Here is an 18,975-nt window from a genome sequence, read left to right on the forward strand (position 1 = left end):
TGAACTTTCTATTTGGGCTGTGATTGTAACTAAACTGTCATAAAGACTGCCTAACATCCCTGCCAAACACTTCATAACAGACTGTTTTAAACAGCATTGAGAGGGTATGGATAATTTTCAGCATTCATCGGCGACGTATTTCAACCGAGAGCTATCGTTATTTGAGTTTCATCAGCGGGTTTTAGCACAAGCATTAGATTTGAGTTTGCCTGTGCTAGAACGCTTAAATTTTTTAATTATTTTTTCACGTAATTTGGATGAGTTTTTTGAAATTCGTATTGCGGGCTTGATGAAACAACGTGATATGAATGTGATAGCACGGACCCCTGATGCTGTTCCCACTGAAGTGATATTACAAGACCTGTCCCAATCCATTCATCGTGCCGTCAAAAAACAGTTTGAAGTTTTAAATCATTCGATTTTGCCTGAGTTACAAGCGCAAGGTATTCAGTTCATCCAGTTCCAAGACATTTTAGAAAAACATAAAGTGTGGATTGCAGAATATTTTGCTAAAGAAATTCAACCTGTTTTAACCCCAATCAGCTTAGATCCGTCACACCCTTTTCCTCGCCTCGTGAATAAAAGCCTGAATTTCATTGTGAGTTTACAAGGTAAAGATGCTTTTGGACGAAGCATTGAGATGGCGATTGTCCCAGCGCCGCGCTCATTACCGCGTTTAATTCAGATGCCGAAAAACGTGGCAGGCAATATCGACACGCAGATTTTTTTAACCGCAATGATTCAGCAGCACATCAGCGATCTGTTTCCAGGGATGAAAGCCACGGGTTGTTATGCTTTTCGTGTGACGCGTAATGCCGATCTGATTTTGTCGGAAGATGTTGATGATTTGGCGGTTGCACTCAAAGATGAGTTGTCTTCACGCCGTTTTGGTCGCGCGGTGCGTTTAGAAATCGAAGATGACTGCCCCGAAGCGGTGATTGATTATCTGCTCAAGGAATTTGATTTAACTGAGCAGGAGCTTTATCGCATTGATGGGCCGATCAATCTCTCACGCCTCAGTACCAGTTGTGACCGACCTGAATTGAAGCATCCAGTGTTTATTCCAGTCATTCCCAAAGTTTTGCGTAAACAAAAAAGTACCTTTGATACCTTAAAAGCACAGGATGTGTTGTTGCATCATCCTTTTGATTCTTTTCAGCCTGTGATTGGTTTATTAAAAGAAGCAGCGAAAGACCCAAATGTGCTGGCGATTAAACAAACCCTTTACCGCAGTGGGCCTGACTCAGAAATTGTACAGGTCTTGGCAGAAGCAGCACGAAATGGCAAGGAAGTCACAGCCGTGATTGAGTTACGGGCGCGTTTTGATGAAGAGTCGAACATTATCGTGGCGAATATTTTGCAAGAAGCTGGGGCGGTGGTGGTGTATGGCATTGTCGGTTATAAAACCCATGCCAAAATGATTTTGATCGTACGCCGTGAAAATGCCCAGTTGATCCGTTATGCCCATCTGGGCACAGGCAATTATCATGCGGGTAATGCGCGTATGTATACCGATTATGGGTTGATGACCACACAGCTTGATATTTGTGAAGATGTACACCGTATGTTCCAAGAACTGACGGGGATGGGCAAAATGGCCAAATTGAAGGCGTTGTTACATGCGCCTTTTACGTTACACAGTGAACTGTTAAAACTGATTGAGCAAGAAATTCAGTTTGCGCAAGTCGGTCAAAAGGCGCGTATCATCATTAAAGTCAATGCTTTGACAGAGCCTCAGTTAATTGCTGCACTGTATCGTGCGTCACAAGCGGGGGTACAGGTTGATCTGATTATCCGTTCGATCTGCTGTTTGATTCCACAGGTCCAAGGCATGTCTGAGAATATCCGAGTACGTTCGATTGTGGGCCGTTTTCTGGAACATACCCGCGTGTATTGTTTTGAGCATGGCGGTGAGAAAAAGCTGTACTGTGCCAGCGCAGATTGGATGGGACGTAATTTATTTTCGCGTGTTGAAACCTGCTTTCCAATATTAGATCGCGTTTTGAAAAAGCAGATTTATAAAGACGGATTAATCAGTTACTTAAATGATTGTTTGAATGCTTGGGAGCTACAAGCCGATGGTCATTGGCTTAAAGTGGCCTGTACCGATCCAGAGCAAAGGTATAGTGCGCAGCAACATTTAATTGCACAGAAGCAACTTAAAATTTAACAGTTGTCATAAAAAAGCCTGACATGCGTCAGGCTTTTTTATGGTTGGACCTAATTAAGAGGCTTTAGATTGTTTTGCTTTTAAAATTTCCGTTCTTAAGCTTTGCGCCAACTCTGCAGACTCAGCACCCATGCCATTGACCATAAAGGCATGACGGGTCAAGACATTGGTTGGATTAGGTAAATTCACCAATTGGTAACTTTCAGAAATGTCTTTCAATAATTCGTTGCTTAAATGTACGGCACTTTCTTTGGCCGATAACTGTTGGACCAAACGCTCAGCAGCTTGATTTGCAGACAGCTGCATCGCATCGACTGCAGTTGAAATGCCACAACGCGTTTGTAAAACAAAGCGCTTTTCTTCGCGGTAACGTTTATACAAAACCTCAGAAAGCAGTTGGAACACACTGCTGATCATCATTAAACATGGCACTGCATTGGGTGTGTCTGTCGACATGCTGAGGGTGGCACCATGCTCATTAAAGGATTGAACTGTAGTGATGTCCGAGCTGTTGAGTTTGTAGTGTTTTAAACAGAGCTCTGTGCTTTTATTGAGGAAAATCTGACACAAATTAAAGTATGGAATAGACACGGTTGTATTCACCGAGTCCATCAACTGTTTCGGGTCGTAGAATTGAATATTGAGTGCAACCGAATGATTATCCACGATCACGGGTTTTTGTTCTTTAGGTTTCGCACTGGTTTTGATTTGTTGTTGTGCTTGAGCAATCGCGACCGCAGTATGGTGTTTTTCCTGTTCAAGCGTTTGGGTTAAAACTTGAATTTCATGTTTTAAGCGGGATTCGTTATTGATCCGTGCCAAATATTCGGTACGGCTTGGGCGCGCAATGGCGCGATAAGCTAACCACAGTAAACCATGAATCGCTAAGGACAATAAAATCGCTAACCACTGAGTACGTAAAATCTCACCCATACTTGGTTTAATGAGCGTGATTTCAATGCTACCCACTTTCTTTTCATTTTGCAGCGCATCACGGACAAATACTTCACCATCACGTGTTCGAACTTGTCCACCTGTCGCCAAGACTTGATTGTTGGCATCCAAAATACGAATGGAAGCTACGCTTGGGTTGGTCGCATAGCGATCCACCAAAAGCGCAAGGGAAACCGTGTTGGCAGGCTCCAGCTCTGCAAGACTGTCTGTGACCAATTGAGAGGTCATCAGTTGGCCTTGGTTGGCACGGTTTTCATTCAGTTGATGAGTCGTTGCCAATACCAATAAAAAGGTATGTAAAGCAAAACTTACAATTAATAGGCTAGCAAATAGCCCTTGTCTAGGCGCATTCAACGTAAACTTCCAAAGAAAATATATTCAATTTCGATTATGATTCTAACAATAGTCGTAGCTCAGACCCGAGTCAATTCATGCGAGAAATCATTCTTATTTCATTTTTAGGACCAGACCAACCTAATCAGTTCACTCGATTAATGCAGGTTTTGTCCACTCATTCATTACAAATTTTAGATGTCGGACAAGCAGTTATTCATAACCAATTGACCTTAGGTATTGTTATTTCTTCAGACGACCAAACTGCAACAGCTTTGGCGATGAAGGAAATTCTAATTTTAGCACATGATATTGGTTTAACTGTACGTTTTAAACCAATCACTACAACTGAATATGACCAGTGGGTGAGTGAAGGTGGGCGGACGCGTTATATCGTCACGGCTTTGGCGCCAGAGCTTGAGGCGTCTCACTTACAAGCAGTTACAAATATTGTGTCTAACCAAGGTTTCAACATCGAAACCGTGACCCGTTTGTCAGGTCGTCCAGTCTTAAATGGCGAAGTCGATGGACCGAAACGCGCCTGTGTTCAATTCGGTTTAAGTGGTCAAATGCTGGATGCCGCAGCCATGCGTGCAGCCTGTTTACGTTTGTCACATGAACTGAATGTCGATGTAGCTGTACAAGAAGACAATGCCTACCGTCGTAACCGCCGTTTGGTGTGTTTTGACATGGACTCGACCTTAATCGAGCAAGAAGTGATTGATGAGTTGGCGATTGAAGCGGGTGTCGGCGCACAAGTCGCTGAAATTACGGAACGTGCAATGCAGGGTGAGCTAGATTTTCAACAAAGCTTCCGTGCACGTGTCGCACTACTCAAAGGGATGGACGCCTCTGTCCTACCTAAAATTGCAGAACGTCTGACCGTTACAGAAGGTGCTGAACGCTTAATTTCGACTTTAAAAGCGTTGGGCTACCACACGGCTATTTTGTCGGGTGGTTTCCAGTACTTTGCAGAGTATCTACAAGCCAAACTTGGCATCGATGAAGTTCATGCCAATGTCTTAGACGTTGAAAATGGCGTGGTGACGGGCGAAGTTAAAGGTCACATCGTGGATGGTGCACGTAAGGCATTATTATTACGTGAGTTAGCCGATAAGATGGGCATTTCTCTTGAGCAGGCGATTGCAGTGGGCGATGGTGCAAATGATTTACCGATGCTGTCGATTGCTGGCTTAGGTGTAGCTTTCCGTGCGAAACCGCTGGTGAGACAAAACGCCAATCAAGCCATTTCAAGTGTCGGCTTAGATGGGGTGTTGTATTTATTGGGTGTGCACGATAAAGACCTAAATCGTGCTTAAAGCATCTAGGTGTTATCAAAAACGCAGCCTTTGAGCTGCGTTTTTTTGTTGCAAATTTAAGCGAAAAACGATGAGCGGTTAGTGAAAAATGTCGATAAAAACAACGATCAACAGAATTGGAAAAAATATTTTTAAGCGCTGAAAATACGGGTTTTATTTTGTAATGACACGCCAAGACTGAGCGCGTCTTTGTTTTGGAAAAGTTCAAATCTAAAAAAATGTAATGACAATATAATATGGCGACAAGGTATGTCGCATTCTAAAAATACAAGCCTTTTTTTCTTTTCAAAACTGCTCATAATGCATGCATAGAGTTTGAAAGCTACACAATCCATTAATTTTAAACGGTATCGGGGATGAGTTCAGCACAGTGTATCAGTCGCCTGAATTTATCTTAGACGGAGGTTTTTATGGTAACAGCGAATTTAGCAACCATCGTTGGCTTAAGTTTAGTCGCCGCTGCGTTAATTGCTGTTTTCTTTTCGCCTTATCGTCGCTGGTTGAGTTTTATGGTGGCGGGTATGGTGTTTTGGGGAATCTTGGAAGTCATTCGCCTAGGTGTGCAAGCAGTGTTTGAAATGCCGATCACTTATAGCTACTTAACTGCTTTAACTTCAGCGATGCTTATTGTGACGATGTTGCTTCTACGTGAAGACCGTCGCGCAGAACGTGCACTGGCGCAGCGCCGTTGTATTGAACATACACCTGTATATGAAGATGACCAACAGCAGTGTTCTAGCCGCTAAGTCATAACCTCATACCGTAAAAGAAGATGCCTAGAGCATCTTTTTTACGTTCTTACATGATTGTTATACAAAGCCTAGCGGTAAAAATGGCAACTTGTGGTAGCATTGAAAACAGTCAATTTATCAACAATTACAATAGGCTTTCATGTCATGAAACTATCTTCAATTCCTGTGGTTAAACTTCCATTGGTTGATGTCAGCACGGATCCGCTGGATTTAATGGTTACTGGTTTGGCACTTCGTATGAAACAGCTGGCGCGTACCAGTCCAAAATTTATTGAATTAGTTCATGAACGTCAGTTCCGTATTCAAATTGGTACGGATCTGGGTATGGCACGCCAAATTATTGTGAACAATGGTCAGATTGATACCGTTTCAGGTGATGCTGAAAAAGCCGATTTTATTTTACAGTTTGCGGACAGTGAGCAGGGTGTGAAAACTTTAATCAAAGGTGACCCAACCGCATTTATGACGGGCATGCAAAACGGCAGCATTAAAATGGAAGGTGATTTTGGTCTCTTAGTTTGGTTTAACCAAGTTGCAAAATTGGTTCCACCCAAGCTACCAAAGCCTGTGAAAGCAAAAATTAAAGCCGCTCGCGCGTTTTTGAAAGAAAAAACCGGTAAGTAAAAAGATTTTTTAAACATCTCGATTCCGTCTCCTTTATAAAAGGCAGATTGAGCGCAATGAAATCGAAAAAGCCCTCTATCGAGGGCTTTTTTATGCATGGTGTTTTTATTCGATTTCTAAATTGAAAGTTACGGGCCCATCATTGACCAAATGTACTTTCATATCAGCAGCAAAAATACCGGTTTGCACATGCTCAAACTGAGTCTTGGTATATTCAACCAGTTGTTCGTATAAGGCCTCGGCATCATTCGGTGGCATGGCTGGTCCAAAGTCAGGACGTAAACCTTTTTGGGTGTGCGCCATCAAGGTGAATTGAGAAACCAGAAGAATTCCACCACCAGCTTGGCTGACATTCCAGCCCATTTTGCCTTGTTCGTCGTCAAAAAAACGATACTTTAAAATTTTATCGATCAGTTTTTTGCCTTTGTCTAAAGTGTCTTCTTTCCCAAGACCTAAGAAAACCAAGATACCGTGTTGAATTTCGCCTGTGGTTTCACCATCGACCACCACTTTGGCTTCGAGAACGCGTTGTAATAAGGCCCGCATGACTGATTTTATCTACCATTTGATTGTGCAGACTGAAATTGTAGCAAACCAAGTGCAGCACAGGAGAGATATCGATTGAAAAAACAAGGCCGTTGCGTTGATATCCATAGCAATGTTTAAGTAAAAGAACATAGGCCAAGAGCGATACAATAAAGACATCAACACTTGGATTCTGAATCAAGAGAAACAAGAAATGTCCCGAGTAATTGGTCGAATAGCAAGACCGAATTACCAAAACATGGCTATGCAGCTTAAAAAAATGTGCTTTAATGCAATAAGTTGCTAAAAACCGAAAATGATATGTCTGCCATCATCCAATCCTTATTAGATACTGATCTGTACAAATTTACGATGCTACAGGTGGTCCTGCATAAGTTTCCCCAAGCGCATAGTGTGTACCAGTTCCGTTGTCGCAATTTGGATGACACCGTCTATCCTTTGGTCGACATTCTCGATGATTTAAACCACCAATTAGATTTGCTCTGCCAATTACGTTTTCAAGACGATGAACTGCAATACCTGCGCGGTTTGCGCTTTATCAAAAGTGATTTTGTCGATTATTTAGAGTTGTTTCAGCTCAAACGCCGCTTTATTGTGGCCAGTATTGATCATCAAGGCCGTTTAGACATTCGAATTGAAGGGCCGATGGTTCAAGCCATGATGTTTGAAATCTTTGTGCTTGCCATCGTCAATGAGCTGTATTTCCGCCGTATTCGAAGCGAAGAGGTGATGGCTGAGGGCGAACGTCGCTTACAGGCCAAAGTGGCTTTATTAAAACACTATGAAACATCGCAAACGTCAAATGATCCCCCATTTTTAGTTTCTGATTTTGGTACGCGGCGACGTTATAGTTTGGCGTGGCAAAAACATGTGATTGAGGTGTTTAATCAAGCTGCACCACATATTTTCCGTGGTACCAGTAATGTCTTAATTGCGAAGCAATTGGGCCTAACCCCGATTGGCACCATGGCACATGAATTCCTACAAGCATTCCAAGCGTTGGATGTACGTTTACGTAATTTCCAAAAATCAGCACTGGAAACCTGGGTACAAGAGTACCGTGGTGATTTAGGTATTGCCTTGACGGATGTGGTGGGGATGGATGCATTCCTGCGTGATTTTGATTTGTATTTTGCCAAGCTGTTCGATGGTTTGCGTCATGACAGTGGCGACCCGTATGAGTGGGGCGATAAAGCCTATGCTCACTATAAAAAGCTGAAAATTGACAGTAAAACCAAAATGCTGACCTTTAGTGATGGACTGAATTTAGAGAAAGCGTGGGATCTGCACAATTATTTCAAAGACCGTTTCCAAGTCAGCTTCGGGATTGGCACCAATTTGACCAATGATATGGGACAAACTCCTTTAAATATTGTGCTTAAACTGGTCGAGTGTAATGGCCAGTCGGTTGCGAAAATCTCAGACAGTCCGGGTAAAACGATGACGGATAACGACACCTTTTTAGCGTATTTACGTCAGGTTTTTGAGATTGCTGAAGCAGAAGCCAATTAATCCAAAATATATACCATGCCAGAATCTGTTCTGGCATTGTTGTATTAAAAAATTGATGAATAGTGATATCTATAATTCTGCTAAAAGAATGCAAAAAATCAGAATAATTGTAAAAATGAGTTGTGCTAAGATCAAAGCATAATCTGAAAACATACGAAATAATATGACACATTCTGCCTTTGATTTTGGCTTGTTGATAGACGCAGAGCAGTTGGTTCCGCATTTAGGGAATGACAAATTACGCATCGTCGATTTAAGTCGAGCTTCAGTCTATGACCAATTGCATATTCCACATGCTTTACATTTAAAGCCAAAATTTTTGGTGCGCCAAGATGAACAAGCCACCGGTCTACTTCCTGATGTGGAAGGTTTACAAGAGCTGATTCGTTATTTGAATATTTCACCTGAGCATCATGTGGTGGTTTACGATGATGAAGGTGGCGCATGGGCAGGGCGTTTGATTTGGAATTTACACTGCTTAGGTTTTGAAAATACCAGCTTGCTGAATGGTGGAATTCATGCATGGCTTGCAGCAGGACTTCCAACCACTTCCGAAGTGGAGCAGTTTGAACCTGTCAGTGCTTTAGTACAGGTCGATCAAGCCAAAATACAGCAGTATCGAATTGAATATGCTGAGTTATTAGAGAAAGTTCAAAGCAGCCAAGTCCAACTCTGGGACTGCCGCACAGAAGACGAATATACCGGCCTGCGCCTTGCAGCGCGACGCGGCGGTCACATTCCAAATGCACTACATTTTGAATGGAGTACTGCCCTTAACCGTGAAAATCATTTAAGATTGCACCCTTTAGAACGCACGCAGCAACGCTTAGAACAATTGGGTTTTAACTTAAATGAACCTGTGGTGGTGTACTGTCAGTCACATCACCGTTCAGGACTGGCTTATATTTTAGGTCGTTTATTGGGTTGGAATATTCAGGCGTATGACGGTGCGTGGAGTGAATGGGGCAACCGCCTCGACAGTCCTATCATTACCGGAGAGATGCCGTCTTGAGCCTCACATCACGCTTAAAAAAACAAATTTTCATTCAAGCTCAACGTGTTGTACCCCAACATCAGTTATCACGTGTCGTGGGCAGAGTCGCAGCCAGCGAAAATCCGATTGTGAAAAATGCGGTCATCACCGCGTTTAAAGCGCAGTACGGCATTGATATGTCGATTGCTGAGCAGAGCAATGCACTGAAGTTTAAGTCCTTTAATGAATTCTTTACCCGTGCATTAAAAGAGGGTGTACGTGATATTGATACCGATGTGACCAGTATTGTATCGCCTGCGGATGGTGCGATTTCACAGTTGGGTCCAATTGTGGAAGGGGATATTTTCCAAGCCAAAGGACAAAAATTCACCGTTGATAATTTAATTGCAGATCCGCAATTGGCTGAACCGTTTAAAAATGGTCAGTTTGCAACGGTGTATTTATCGCCTAAAGATTATCACCGTGTGCATATGCCATTTGCAGGCACATTGACGGAAACCTTATATGTGCCGGGTGAATTGTTCTCGGTCAATCAAACCACTGCTGAAAACATTCCAGGCCTGTTTGCCCGCAATGAACGTATGGTTTGTTTATTTGATACGGAAATCGGCCGTATGGCCGTGGTTCTCGTTGGCGCCATGATTGTGGCGGGGATTGAAACTGTTGCGACAGGAAAAGTGAAGCCTACTGGCCGTTTAGAGCTAAATCAGCATGACTTGTTCTTGGACAAAGGTGCTGAACTCGGTCGTTTCTACCTAGGCTCAACCGCTGTGGTACTGTTTGAAAAAGACAAAATGACGTGGGATGCAGCCTTTAAAGCCAACTCGACTGTGGTGATGGGTGAAGCGATGGGACATACAGTTTAATCGTGTCAGCTCTAGGTCACCGTCCTTGTTAAACGGACGGTGAGAGACAAAAAAAGCACCGATATCGGTGCTTTTTTCATGCTTTTGAAGAAAGAGGTTTATTCAGGATTATAGGTGCGTTCTTTGGGGAAAATCACTTTAAAAATAGAGCCTTGATTTTCTTTGGATTCAATTTCTAAATGAGCTTGGTGTTGCATTAACACATGTTTCACAATTGCGAGTCCTAAGCCTGTGCCACCCGTTTGTCGACTGCGCGCGCTGTCAACACGGTAGAAGCGTTCGGTTAAACGGGGCAAGTGCTTAGGATCAATACCGATACCAGTATCTTCCACGGTAAAATAAGCCTGTTCACCATTGTCATGCCAACCCATGGTCACCGTTCCGCCTTTCGGCGTGTATTTGATGGCATTGGTAATCAGGTTACTAAAAGCACTGGCTAATTCCATATCTGAACCGATTAAGTCGCAGTGACTGTCAATGTCGAGATTGAGCGTATGCCCATAATCAATATTATAGGCATGTGCATCGTCATAAAGTTGGTTCATTAAGCTAGGCATGTCAATGATTTGATTTTTAGCAATTTGCTTGTCATTTTCTAGGCGTGACAGTAAGAGCAAATCATTCACCAAGGCATTCATGCGTTTGGCCTGTGCTTGCATTTGGTCAAAGGCCCGCTTCCAACGTGGGTTGAGGTCTTCTTGGTCTGTAAAGGTTTCAATATAACCACTGAGTACCGTCAGTGGTGTACGTAGTTCATGTGAAATATTATCAACAAAGTCTTTACGCATTTGTTCGAGATTATGCATACGGGTCACGTCATAGGCGACCAGTAAGCGACTTTCTCCACCAAATCGGGTCATTTTGACTTGAACATAATGTTCATCAAAACTGGATGACTTCATTTTTAAGCCATCTGGTGCCGCATCAATATTATTGTAATAATCCACAAAACTCGGTTGGCGTAATAAAGTCAAAATATTACGGCCACGGTCATTTTGTTCGATGCCTAATAACCGTTCTGCGGCAGGGTTCCACCATTCAATTTGTTGCATGTCATCGATCAGCACCACGGCTTCTTGCAAAGCGACCAATGATGACTGCGCCCGATCAATCAACCCGACCATTTCCGCTTGTACAATCCGTTCTTGGCGCTGTGCCCGATAGACATTGAACAATAATGCTCCCCAAATGCCCCCAAGGTTGGGTGGAACTTCGTAGGGACGATTGGAAATCCAGTCATTGACCAAATACAAAGAGCGCATTTGCAGAATAAAAAAAACGGCAAAAGCAAAGGAGATACACGTCCAAAAATAACCGACGCCAAAGCCAATCAAGCTTGCAATCAGCAAGAAAAAGGCAAGGAGACGTAAGTCCTGTTTGGCAAAGCCCCATAAACTGCTGTATCGCGTTTTTTTATGCTCGCGTGCAAGTTCAGGGACCGGGTAGGGTTCATACATAAAACAAAATTAACCTAGGGCGATATCCGCACGTGTAGAGAATCGATAGCCTGTACCCCGAACTGTTTGCACAAAGCGATCTGCAGCATAAGGCTCAAGCACTTTACGTAAGCGGCGAATATGCACGTCGATGGTACGGTCTTCAATATACACGTTTCCGCCCCAGACTTGGTCAAGAAGTTGTGCACGGGTATAGGCACGCTCAGGATGAGTCATGAAGAAGGCTAGTAAACGATACTCGGTTGGCCCCATGTCGAGGAAATTATTGCCAAAGCTGACCCGTTGGCTGACAGGGTCTAAGATTAAGCCATTGGCATCAATCGATTTTTCACCACTGAGCGCGTTAGCGCGGCGTAAAACCGCTTTAATCCTTGAAACCAATTCACGGGTCGAAAACGGTTTAGTCATGTAGTCATCTGCACCAGCGTCCAGACCTTGTACTTTATGGTCTTCTTCACCACGTGCCGTGAGCATAATCACTGGAATTTCAGAGAGATTTTCATCGCGCTTGAGGCGACGACATAAGTCTACACCACTGACGCCACCAGGCATCATCCAGTCGAGCAAGATCAAAGCAGGACGCTGATCCACAATCATTTGGTGGGCTTGTTTTGCATCTTCGGCTTGTAAGCATTGAAAGCCTGCCATATCCAACGAGGTGTGAATCATTTCTCGAATGGGAAGTTCATCATCGACGATTAAAATGTAGTCATCTTTCACAACGCAATATCCTATTGTAGGTAACGGCAGGCCGTTTTAATTTTATGACAGGCTTATTACAAAGATTAATTATGACAGTATCATTGCAAAAAACAGACGATTGATGAAATTTGCAAAAAAATGTGACAAAAAATCGTCATATTGGGATTCAAAATTAATGGAAGTTTAATCTAAATTGCATTCGAAAATGCCGATCTCATCCAAGTGAAAAGTCTTAGACATCCAATTTTGCCCGTGTATTCGGGTCTGAAAAGGTTTCTAGGAGTGAAATAAATACAATACGACTGGAGGTTAAAACTTCTTCAAAGGATTGTTTAAACCCACTGACCACCCAACGGATCGCAATTTGTGTAACATAGCCATTGAGGCCTGTGGCGACCAGCGAAATTTCTCGTTCGGACCGGTTAATTTGCGGCATCATTAGCATGACAAAGGCTTGAATCATTCGGTCAAAACGGGTCATGGTTTCATGAATGGTGGCTTGGTTATGTAATTCTTGGACCAACATCGCATCGATATAAATAATACGCGCCATGCGGGGATTGTCTTTTAAGGTAGTGAGCAGGGCACGCAGTCCTGCATCAATCATTTTGTATGGATCTGAAGAAGCTTGCATGATGGCTTGCATGACATTGTGCTGTAACTCATCGATCAGCTTTAAAAAAATGGTTTGAAACAGCTGCTCACTTTTTTTAAACGACTCATAAAAATAACGTTCAGTAAGTTTGGCTTCATTACAAATATCTTTCACCGTCACGGCAAAAAAGCCGTGAGTACCGTAGGCTTCAATTCCTGCTTCAATGAGTTTTTCACGACGCAGCTGTTTACGTTCAGAAAGCGATAAGCCCTTGAATTGTCTTTCTTTGGTTTTATTATTATCGCTGTTTTTTTGTACTGGTTCAGATGCCGTCATTAGATTTCATCGCCCTATTTGAAAGCCAAGGTTTTGCATAGTTTAGCAATAAACCACGACTCTACCTATGCGTAGGCTTTAATCTCTAGCTGGTTTTCATAGACTTGACACTTTTGGCTATTAAATTTATGACAATTGATATTGTCAATTATAAAAAAAGCATCTACAGTCGATGTACAAAGATAAAGGACAACCACAATCTCATGAAGAATTTTAAAAATAAAGTTGCGGCAATTACAGGTGCAGGATCGGGTATTGGCCAACAATTGGCACTTTTATTGGCCAAGGCGGGCTGTCATGTATCATTGAGTGATGTCAATGAACAAGGGTTGGCGAAAACAGTTGAACTGCTACAAGGCAGCAATGTACGTGTCACCACGAAAAAATTAGACGTCTCAGACCGTTTATCGATGCAAGCGTGGGCTGAAGAAACCGTACAAAATCATGGTTCTGTGAATATGATTTTTAATAATGCCGGCGTTGCTTTGGGTTCAACCGTAGAAGGTGCATCCTATGAAGAGCTGGAATGGATCGTGGGGATTAATTTCTGGGGTGTGGTCTATGGCACCAAAGAGTTTTTGCCTTATATTAAAAAAACAGGCGATGGGCATATCATCAATATTTCCAGCTTATTTGGCCTCACGGCTCAACCGACCCAGTCTGCTTACAATGCCACTAAATTTGCGGTACGTGGCTTTACCGAGTCATTACGCCAAGAGTTAGATATGGAAAACTGTGGCGTGAGCGCGTTGTGCGTGCATCCGGGTGGGATTCGAACCAATATTGCCAATGCTGCCAAAGTGAATGACAGCTTGCGTAGCATCGGGATGAACCCTGAGAAATCTGCGCAGACCTTTAATAAATTATTACGCTGTCCACCCGAAGAAGCAGCGCGTCAAATTTTAGAGGCGGTACAAAAAGACAAGCGTCGTTTGTTGATTGGCAATGATGCGAAAACGCTAGATTTGATTCAGCGTATCTTACCGACGGGCTACCAAAAAGTGACTGCTTTTGCGACCAAATTAAGCCAAAGAAAGTCTTAAAGTCATGATGTAAAAAACCCACCAAGGTGGGTTTTTTTATGCTTTATTTTAAAGAGTGTTATGGTCAAAAACGTGTTCTATCAAATATCCGTTTAGCTTTAAATGAGCGTTTCAATGGTCTTTTTCTTCCAAACAAATTGATAATAAAGCCCTTGCATGATGCATAAGCTGACAAAGGCCAGCGCATAAGCATACCAAATCCCTTGCAGTCCCCACCATTCACTAAATAAGTAGGCACAGGGCACTTCAATCGCAATAATCGCAACGATATTGATCACCATGGGCATGGTGACCGTACCGCTGGCCCGCATAATAGAGGCAAAAATGGCACTGGCACCAAAGAATAAAATGGACCACAGCACAATAAATAACAGCTGTTGCCCTAGCTCGACCACCGCATAGTCCGTGATAAAGAGTGCCATGAGGTATTTGGAGAAAAGATAAGCCAAGACCACCAAGGAGCCCGTAATGATAATGTTCATGCCGAGTGCCGTACGCGTGACTTTGGCCAATAACTCGGATTTGCCTGCGCCAATGGCTTGTGCACCAAAAATCGATGCAGCAATGGCAATCGATAGAGCAGGGAATTGAATATAATTCAGAACCTGATTGACCGCGCCATAAGCTGCGGTCGCATCGGCCCCATGGCGGTTGACTAGACCCACAATCACAAGACCTGCAACCGAGGTGGTGATCATTTGAATGCCCGTTGGAACCCCTAAGCGCAGAATAATTTTACTCAGTTGACGGTCAAAGCGAATATGACGTAGCAGTTGTGCATCGAGTCGGAGTGGGTGCTGTTTATAGTTCAAATAGAAATACAAAAAGGTCAGCACGGAAACAAAGCCTAAAATGGTCGCAATAGCAGGCGCAACAATCCCCAGTTTAGGAAAGCCAAAATAACCCGCAATCAGAACTGGCGTGACACAAAGCCCAATCAAGATGGTCATGCCAGAAGCAATTAGAGGTGTCGTACTGTCTCCGACACCGCGTAAAATTGAGGTATAAATAATATATACAAACAGTAGGGGACTACCTGCCAACATCCATTGCACATAAGGTAACGAGAGATGCATGACGTCTTCATCGATACCCAAAGCCGATAAAATTGGTCGCGCAAAAACTACCCCTAAAAATGCAATAAAGCTGCCACCAATGAGAGTTATAAAAATAGTGGAGCCGACCACCGCACGGACTTTTTCAATATTCTGTGCGCCCCATGCTTGACCAACCAAGACGGTAGAACCCGCAGATAGTCCAATTACGAAGGCCATTAAGCAAAATAGGATGGGGAAGAACACCGCAACCGCTGCAATCGCCTGTACACCCATCATCTGTCCGACAAAGATGGTATTAATTGTACCCGACAGATTTTGCAGAATATTGGTGGCAATCAAAGGCATCAGGAAAATAAAAAAGGCTTTCCATAGCTTTTGCTGTTGCACCAATGGGGTGTGTGCTGACATAAGTCATCCTGAGGTTATTTTTATTACATTTCTAAGGCTTACCCTAGCATAGTTCAGTGTTGAAAAGCCGATGTATTTCAGTAAGCGAAGCCTGTTCTTGTGCATAAGCAAAGCTGAAAAAAATTTATACGCTTTGCAAAATTTCAACTGCCTGAGCCAAGGTTTGATCGGTCTTGGCAAAGCAAAAACGAATCATGCGCAAAGCCTCTGGGGCCTGCTGATAAAACACGGAAACAGGAATGCCAACAATGCCATGCTGCTCTGCCAGAAAGCGGCAAAATTCAACATCATTTAAATCGGGACGAATGTGGCTGTAGTCAACATTTTGAAAGTAAGTGCCTTGCGAAGGCAACCATTGAAAGCGTGAACCAGTTAAACCCTCAATAAAACGATCGCGTTTTGCTTGATAAAAGCCCGCTAAGTTTTGAATATGCTCAGGATGTTGCTGCATATAATTGGCCAAAGCCAGTTGTACAGGGGTCACTCCGCAGAAGTTGGCAAACTGATAGACCTGACGGAACAGTTGCATCAGCGCAGGTGTAGCGACGCAATAGCCGGTTTTCCAACCCGTCACATGAAAGGTTTTACCAAAGGAACCCACCACTACACTACGCTCACGCAGTTCAGGAAAAGACAGCGCGGAATAGTGACGTTGGCCATCAAATACCAGATGTTCATAGACTTCATCGGACAGGACTAAAATATTGCTGTCGCGAATCAGTTCAATCAGGGTGAGCCAATCTTGCTTGCTCCAAATGGCACCACTTGGGTTATGTGGCGTGTTGATAATGATCAGTTTGGTTTTGGCCGTGATGGCTGATTTAACCTGCTCCCAATCGACCGAAAAATGAGGGGGCTGGAGCGCAATATGAATGGCTTTGCCCCCAACCAAAGCCACACTTGGCGCATAGCTGTCATAACTGGGGTCGAAAATGATAACTTCATCATCCGCATGGACTACGGCTTGAATGGTGGCATAAAGGCCAATCGTTGCACCTGGGGTGATGGTAATTTCAGTCATCGGGTCGAGCTGAATCTGATCGCGCTGCGCAAATTGCTGCGCCAGTTGCTCGCGTAATAACCAGACCCCATCGCCTGGAGCATACTGATTGAAACCACTTTGAGTGGCCTGTGCTAAAGCATCCAGCAGTTCAGCAGGAGCTTCAAAGTCTGGAAAACCTTGGGATAGATTTAGGGCATTTAAGCGCTGTGCCATGGCAGTCATGGTGCTGAAAATAGTGACGCCTTGTGCAGGCAGTTTAGATGAAGGCAACTGAATCATGAATGCTTAAAAGTGTCTAAATATCAGCCCAAAATAGCATATTCATCCCCTTTTACTTATGCAAATTTTGCATGTAGGACAGGGGTAAAGCATGCATTTTTATGGATTGCTTTTATAAGAGCTGTTCAACTGCCGCGCGAATAATCCCCAGTGCTAAGCCAATAAATGCACCGACTACCACACCATTGACCCGAATCATATGCAAGTCGCCACCGACTTCATTTTCGATCTTGTCAATCATTACACTGGAGTCCCATTCGTGAATACGTTCACTGATAAAACGAATGACTTTTTCGCTGTATTGGTCACTGAGATTGACCGCAATGCCGCTGAGGCGTTGATTAAGCAAGTCTCTGACGGCTTGATTGGAGATGATGTTTTCCCCGATTTGTTGAATGGATACACGGATGTTGTGAGCAATGCCAGAGTCTGGTTTTTGTAAGTCTTGCTTAATGGCATCACATAAAATGACCACTGCACCGCTAATAAAATTCAGGACTTGTGGGCTATCTAGCAGGGCATCTTTGGTTTGGTTTAAACGCTGGCTGGCTTTACTGTCTGTGTCTGCCAGTTCGAGCATGAGCGCGTGCCCTATCGCTTCAATCTTTTGACGCCACGGATGCTCAGGATCGGCCAACATCGACTCGACTCGTTGAATGAGAGAGTCGATGGTTCTTTGCTGCACATCGATGCCAATCCAACTGGCCCCTTTGGCCAGTTTCCAGACCCCGAGTTCTTTGAACAAGGTTCGGGTTAACTCACGACTTTGTTCAGGGTGTTGGGTCATCCAGTCATGCGCCAAGTCGAGTCCGCGTTGTAATACATCTTGATGGAAATCATTTTCTAGCACTGCACGCAGCATTTCACTGGCCAAATGATTGACTTGAGTATTGCGCACCCACTGCACACTGTTACTTTGGATAAAGCGTCCGATTTGTTCTTGGCCCACAAACTCAAAGACTTTAGGCACCGTTTGTTGAATAACTTGAGTGACTTGCAGATTGTTTTGTGGGTTGGCGAGCCATTGGCCAACCGCCAAAGACAGGTCGGTACTTTGCAGGCTTTTTTCCACCACTTGTGGAGAAAGAAAATTCTCTTGTACAAAGCGGCCCATAGACTCTGCAATACGGTCTTTGTTACGGGGAATAATTTCGGTGTGATCGCGTAAAAACTTTGGAATTGGCATTTTCCCAAAGGGATTACGGAACAGCACAGTAATGGCATACCAGTCAGCCAAGCCGCCGACCACACCTGCTTCGGCGGATAACATTAAAATATGAATGACCCAGACTTTGTCTGTGGGGACAAACTTGGCAACGACCATCAGCAGCAGCCATGTCACCACTGCCGTGATTAGGGCAATGGTGGCAAAACGTTTGCTGCGTTTCAGACTCGATGGGACGGCTTGAGGCTCATTCATAGGCAGGCTCTATGCTTTATTTGCTGGTCGACGCTGGACTGCTGGGTTCAGGCGGTGGGAGCACTTCACCAGTTGGACTCAAACCATATTTTCCACCCAGCGATTTTAAAATCAGCGTGGCATCAAAGGCATCGCTTGGTGCCGATTTTTGGTCTTTAAAGCATTGAATGCTGTATGACACTTGTACGGGGTCAATGTCGACTACACGTGGTACATCGTAGAACGGATCAGGCCAAAAGGCTGGATGGCGAGAATAATAACCATATGGGTAGTAAGGCATTGGGTTTGAATACACCACGGCTTGCCTTGGTGGTTGGTTTTGGTTGCTCGGGTCATTCAGTACTTTAAAGAAGTGATAACCATTTTGCACCGTAGTTTGCGCGGCTTTGACCAGGGTAATTTCTTCAGCTGTGCCATAGCTCATATTTGGACGCGCTTGGAAGCTGATGCGATAAGTCGAAGTGTTTAAAGGCGTATTACTAAACCGACCTAACTGGTCGAAGGTTAAGGGCTTTGAGGGGGTAGAGGCACAGCCTACTAAACTCAGACCCGTCGCCAGTGCACAGGCGATTAAAATTTTCTTCATGAGATAGACTCCTTAGCA

At 43.8% G+C, this 18,975-nt stretch carries 17 protein-coding genes; 8 read left to right on the plus strand and 9 right to left on the minus strand.

The features are described from left to right. Positions 1-106: 106 nt before the first annotated feature. Positions 107-2,170: a polyphosphate kinase 1 gene (gene ppk1, locus AC4CUZ_RS04100; protein ID WP_490747303.1), complete on the plus strand. Its 2,064-nt coding sequence runs from the start codon at positions 107-109 to the stop codon at positions 2,168-2,170. A gap of 54 nt (positions 2,171-2,224) precedes the next feature. Here the strand turns inward: ppk1 and AC4CUZ_RS04105 are convergent, their stop codons facing one another. Beyond that, positions 2,225-3,478 carry a hypothetical protein gene (locus AC4CUZ_RS04105; RefSeq protein ID WP_004691810.1) on the minus strand — a complete coding sequence of 418 codons (1,254 nt, stop codon included), beginning with the start codon at positions 3,476-3,478 and terminating at the stop codon, positions 2,225-2,227. Positions 3,479-3,555: 77 nt separating this feature from the next. On the opposite strand from AC4CUZ_RS04105, the gene serB reads away from it, so the two are divergent. From serB to AC4CUZ_RS04120, 3 genes are all read left to right on the plus strand, one after another. Beyond that, a complete protein-coding gene (gene serB / locus AC4CUZ_RS04110) occupies positions 3,556-4,776 on the plus strand; it encodes a phosphoserine phosphatase SerB (protein ID WP_004691808.1) in 1,221 nt (406 codons plus the stop codon). A 410-nt stretch (positions 4,777-5,186) separates the two neighbouring features. Then, complete coding sequence (aciT, locus tag AC4CUZ_RS04115) at positions 5,187-5,522, plus strand: ciprofloxacin tolerance protein AciT (RefSeq protein WP_004691806.1); 336 nt, start codon at positions 5,187-5,189, stop codon at positions 5,520-5,522. Positions 5,523-5,672: 150 nt separating this feature from the next. Further along, positions 5,673-6,152, plus strand: coding sequence for an SCP2 sterol-binding domain-containing protein (locus tag AC4CUZ_RS04120; RefSeq protein WP_004691804.1), 480 nt, complete (start codon positions 5,673-5,675; stop codon positions 6,150-6,152). 105 nt (positions 6,153-6,257) lie between these two features. Here AC4CUZ_RS04120 and dtd read toward each other — a convergent pair whose 3' ends face one another. Continuing rightward, entirely contained in the window at positions 6,258-6,698 is a 441-nt protein-coding gene (gene dtd / locus AC4CUZ_RS04125; RefSeq protein WP_004691802.1) for a D-aminoacyl-tRNA deacylase, read from the minus strand. A 300-nt stretch (positions 6,699-6,998) separates the two neighbouring features. On the opposite strand from dtd, the gene pncB reads away from it, so the two are divergent. The 3 genes from pncB to asd all read left to right on the plus strand — a co-directional run bounded on the left by pncB (position 6,999) and on the right by asd (position 10,070). Continuing rightward, positions 6,999-8,210, plus strand: a complete 1,212-nt coding sequence (gene pncB, locus AC4CUZ_RS04130; protein ID WP_004691800.1) for a nicotinate phosphoribosyltransferase — start codon at positions 6,999-7,001, stop codon at positions 8,208-8,210. A gap of 163 nt (positions 8,211-8,373) precedes the next feature. Beyond that, positions 8,374-9,222, plus strand: a complete 849-nt coding sequence (locus AC4CUZ_RS04135; RefSeq protein ID WP_004691799.1) for a sulfurtransferase — start codon at positions 8,374-8,376, stop codon at positions 9,220-9,222. Beyond that, positions 9,219-10,070, plus strand: a complete 852-nt coding sequence (asd, locus tag AC4CUZ_RS04140) for an archaetidylserine decarboxylase (RefSeq protein WP_004691797.1) — start codon at positions 9,219-9,221, stop codon at positions 10,068-10,070. The genes AC4CUZ_RS04135 and asd overlap by 4 nt, the downstream gene beginning before the upstream one ends. A gap of 98 nt (positions 10,071-10,168) precedes the next feature. Here asd and phoR read toward each other — a convergent pair whose 3' ends face one another. From phoR to AC4CUZ_RS04155, 3 genes are all read right to left on the minus strand, one after another. After that, positions 10,169-11,527, minus strand: coding sequence for a phosphate regulon sensor histidine kinase PhoR (gene phoR, locus AC4CUZ_RS04145; RefSeq protein WP_004691795.1), 1,359 nt, complete (start codon positions 11,525-11,527; stop codon positions 10,169-10,171). Positions 11,528-11,536: 9 nt separating this feature from the next. Next, a complete protein-coding gene (phoB, locus tag AC4CUZ_RS04150) occupies positions 11,537-12,247 on the minus strand; it encodes a phosphate regulon transcriptional regulator PhoB (protein WP_004691794.1) in 711 nt (236 codons plus the stop codon). A 214-nt stretch (positions 12,248-12,461) separates the two neighbouring features. Next, positions 12,462-13,160 carry a TetR/AcrR family transcriptional regulator gene (locus AC4CUZ_RS04155; RefSeq protein WP_004691792.1) on the minus strand — a complete coding sequence of 233 codons (699 nt, stop codon included), beginning with the start codon at positions 13,158-13,160 and terminating at the stop codon, positions 12,462-12,464. A 203-nt stretch (positions 13,161-13,363) separates the two neighbouring features. Here AC4CUZ_RS04155 and AC4CUZ_RS04160 point away from each other — a divergent pair, with 203 nt between their 5' ends. Beyond that, entirely contained in the window at positions 13,364-14,203 is an 840-nt protein-coding gene (locus AC4CUZ_RS04160) for an SDR family NAD(P)-dependent oxidoreductase (RefSeq protein ID WP_004691791.1), read from the plus strand. A 98-nt stretch (positions 14,204-14,301) separates the two neighbouring features. On the opposite strand, the gene AC4CUZ_RS04165 is transcribed toward AC4CUZ_RS04160, so the two are convergent. From AC4CUZ_RS04165 to AC4CUZ_RS04180, 4 genes are all read right to left on the minus strand, one after another. Continuing rightward, on the minus strand, positions 14,302-15,669 hold the full coding sequence (locus tag AC4CUZ_RS04165; protein ID WP_004691787.1) for an MATE family efflux transporter: 1,368 nt from the start codon (positions 15,667-15,669) through the stop codon (positions 14,302-14,304). Between the two features lie 124 nt (positions 15,670-15,793). Further along, positions 15,794-16,951, minus strand: a complete 1,158-nt coding sequence (locus tag AC4CUZ_RS04170) for a methionine aminotransferase (RefSeq protein ID WP_004691786.1) — start codon at positions 16,949-16,951, stop codon at positions 15,794-15,796. A gap of 112 nt (positions 16,952-17,063) precedes the next feature. Next, positions 17,064-18,371 (minus strand): DUF445 domain-containing protein, encoded by a 1,308-nt coding sequence (locus tag AC4CUZ_RS04175; protein WP_004691784.1) that lies wholly within the window; start codon positions 18,369-18,371, stop codon positions 17,064-17,066. A 16-nt stretch (positions 18,372-18,387) separates the two neighbouring features. Then, positions 18,388-18,957 (minus strand): CC0125/CC1285 family lipoprotein, encoded by a 570-nt coding sequence (locus tag AC4CUZ_RS04180; RefSeq protein WP_004691783.1) that lies wholly within the window; start codon positions 18,955-18,957, stop codon positions 18,388-18,390. Between the last annotated feature and the right edge of the window lie 18 nt (positions 18,958-18,975).

Source organism: Acinetobacter sp. 789_lipA (assembly GCF_058242845.1).

Bases quoted from the DNA above. Each gene is read 5' to 3' on its own strand.
- AC4CUZ_RS04165 (WP_004691787.1), bottom strand. From the start codon at position 15,669: ATGTCAGCACACACCCCATTGGTGCAACAGCAAAAGCTATGGAAAGCC.
- ppk1 (WP_490747303.1), top strand. From the start codon at position 107: ATGGATAATTTTCAGCATTCATCGGCGACGTATTTCAACCGAGAGCTA.
- pncB (WP_004691800.1), top strand. From the start codon at position 6,999: ATGTCTGCCATCATCCAATCCTTATTAGATACTGATCTGTACAAATTT.
- serB (WP_004691808.1), top strand. From the start codon at position 3,556: ATGCGAGAAATCATTCTTATTTCATTTTTAGGACCAGACCAACCTAAT.
- AC4CUZ_RS04180 (WP_004691783.1), bottom strand. From the start codon at position 18,957: ATGAAGAAAATTTTAATCGCCTGTGCACTGGCGACGGGTCTGAGTTTA.
- dtd (WP_004691802.1), bottom strand. From the start codon at position 6,698: ATGCGGGCCTTATTACAACGCGTTCTCGAAGCCAAAGTGGTGGTCGAT.
- AC4CUZ_RS04160 (WP_004691791.1), top strand. From the start codon at position 13,364: ATGAAGAATTTTAAAAATAAAGTTGCGGCAATTACAGGTGCAGGATCG.
- phoR (WP_004691795.1), bottom strand. From the start codon at position 11,527: ATGTATGAACCCTACCCGGTCCCTGAACTTGCACGCGAGCATAAAAAA.
- AC4CUZ_RS04155 (WP_004691792.1), bottom strand. From the start codon at position 13,160: ATGACGGCATCTGAACCAGTACAAAAAAACAGCGATAATAATAAAACC.
- AC4CUZ_RS04120 (WP_004691804.1), top strand. From the start codon at position 5,673: ATGAAACTATCTTCAATTCCTGTGGTTAAACTTCCATTGGTTGATGTC.
- aciT (WP_004691806.1), top strand. From the start codon at position 5,187: ATGGTAACAGCGAATTTAGCAACCATCGTTGGCTTAAGTTTAGTCGCC.
- AC4CUZ_RS04135 (WP_004691799.1), top strand. From the start codon at position 8,374: ATGACACATTCTGCCTTTGATTTTGGCTTGTTGATAGACGCAGAGCAG.
- AC4CUZ_RS04175 (WP_004691784.1), bottom strand. From the start codon at position 18,371: ATGAATGAGCCTCAAGCCGTCCCATCGAGTCTGAAACGCAGCAAACGT.
- AC4CUZ_RS04170 (WP_004691786.1), bottom strand. From the start codon at position 16,951: ATGATTCAGTTGCCTTCATCTAAACTGCCTGCACAAGGCGTCACTATT.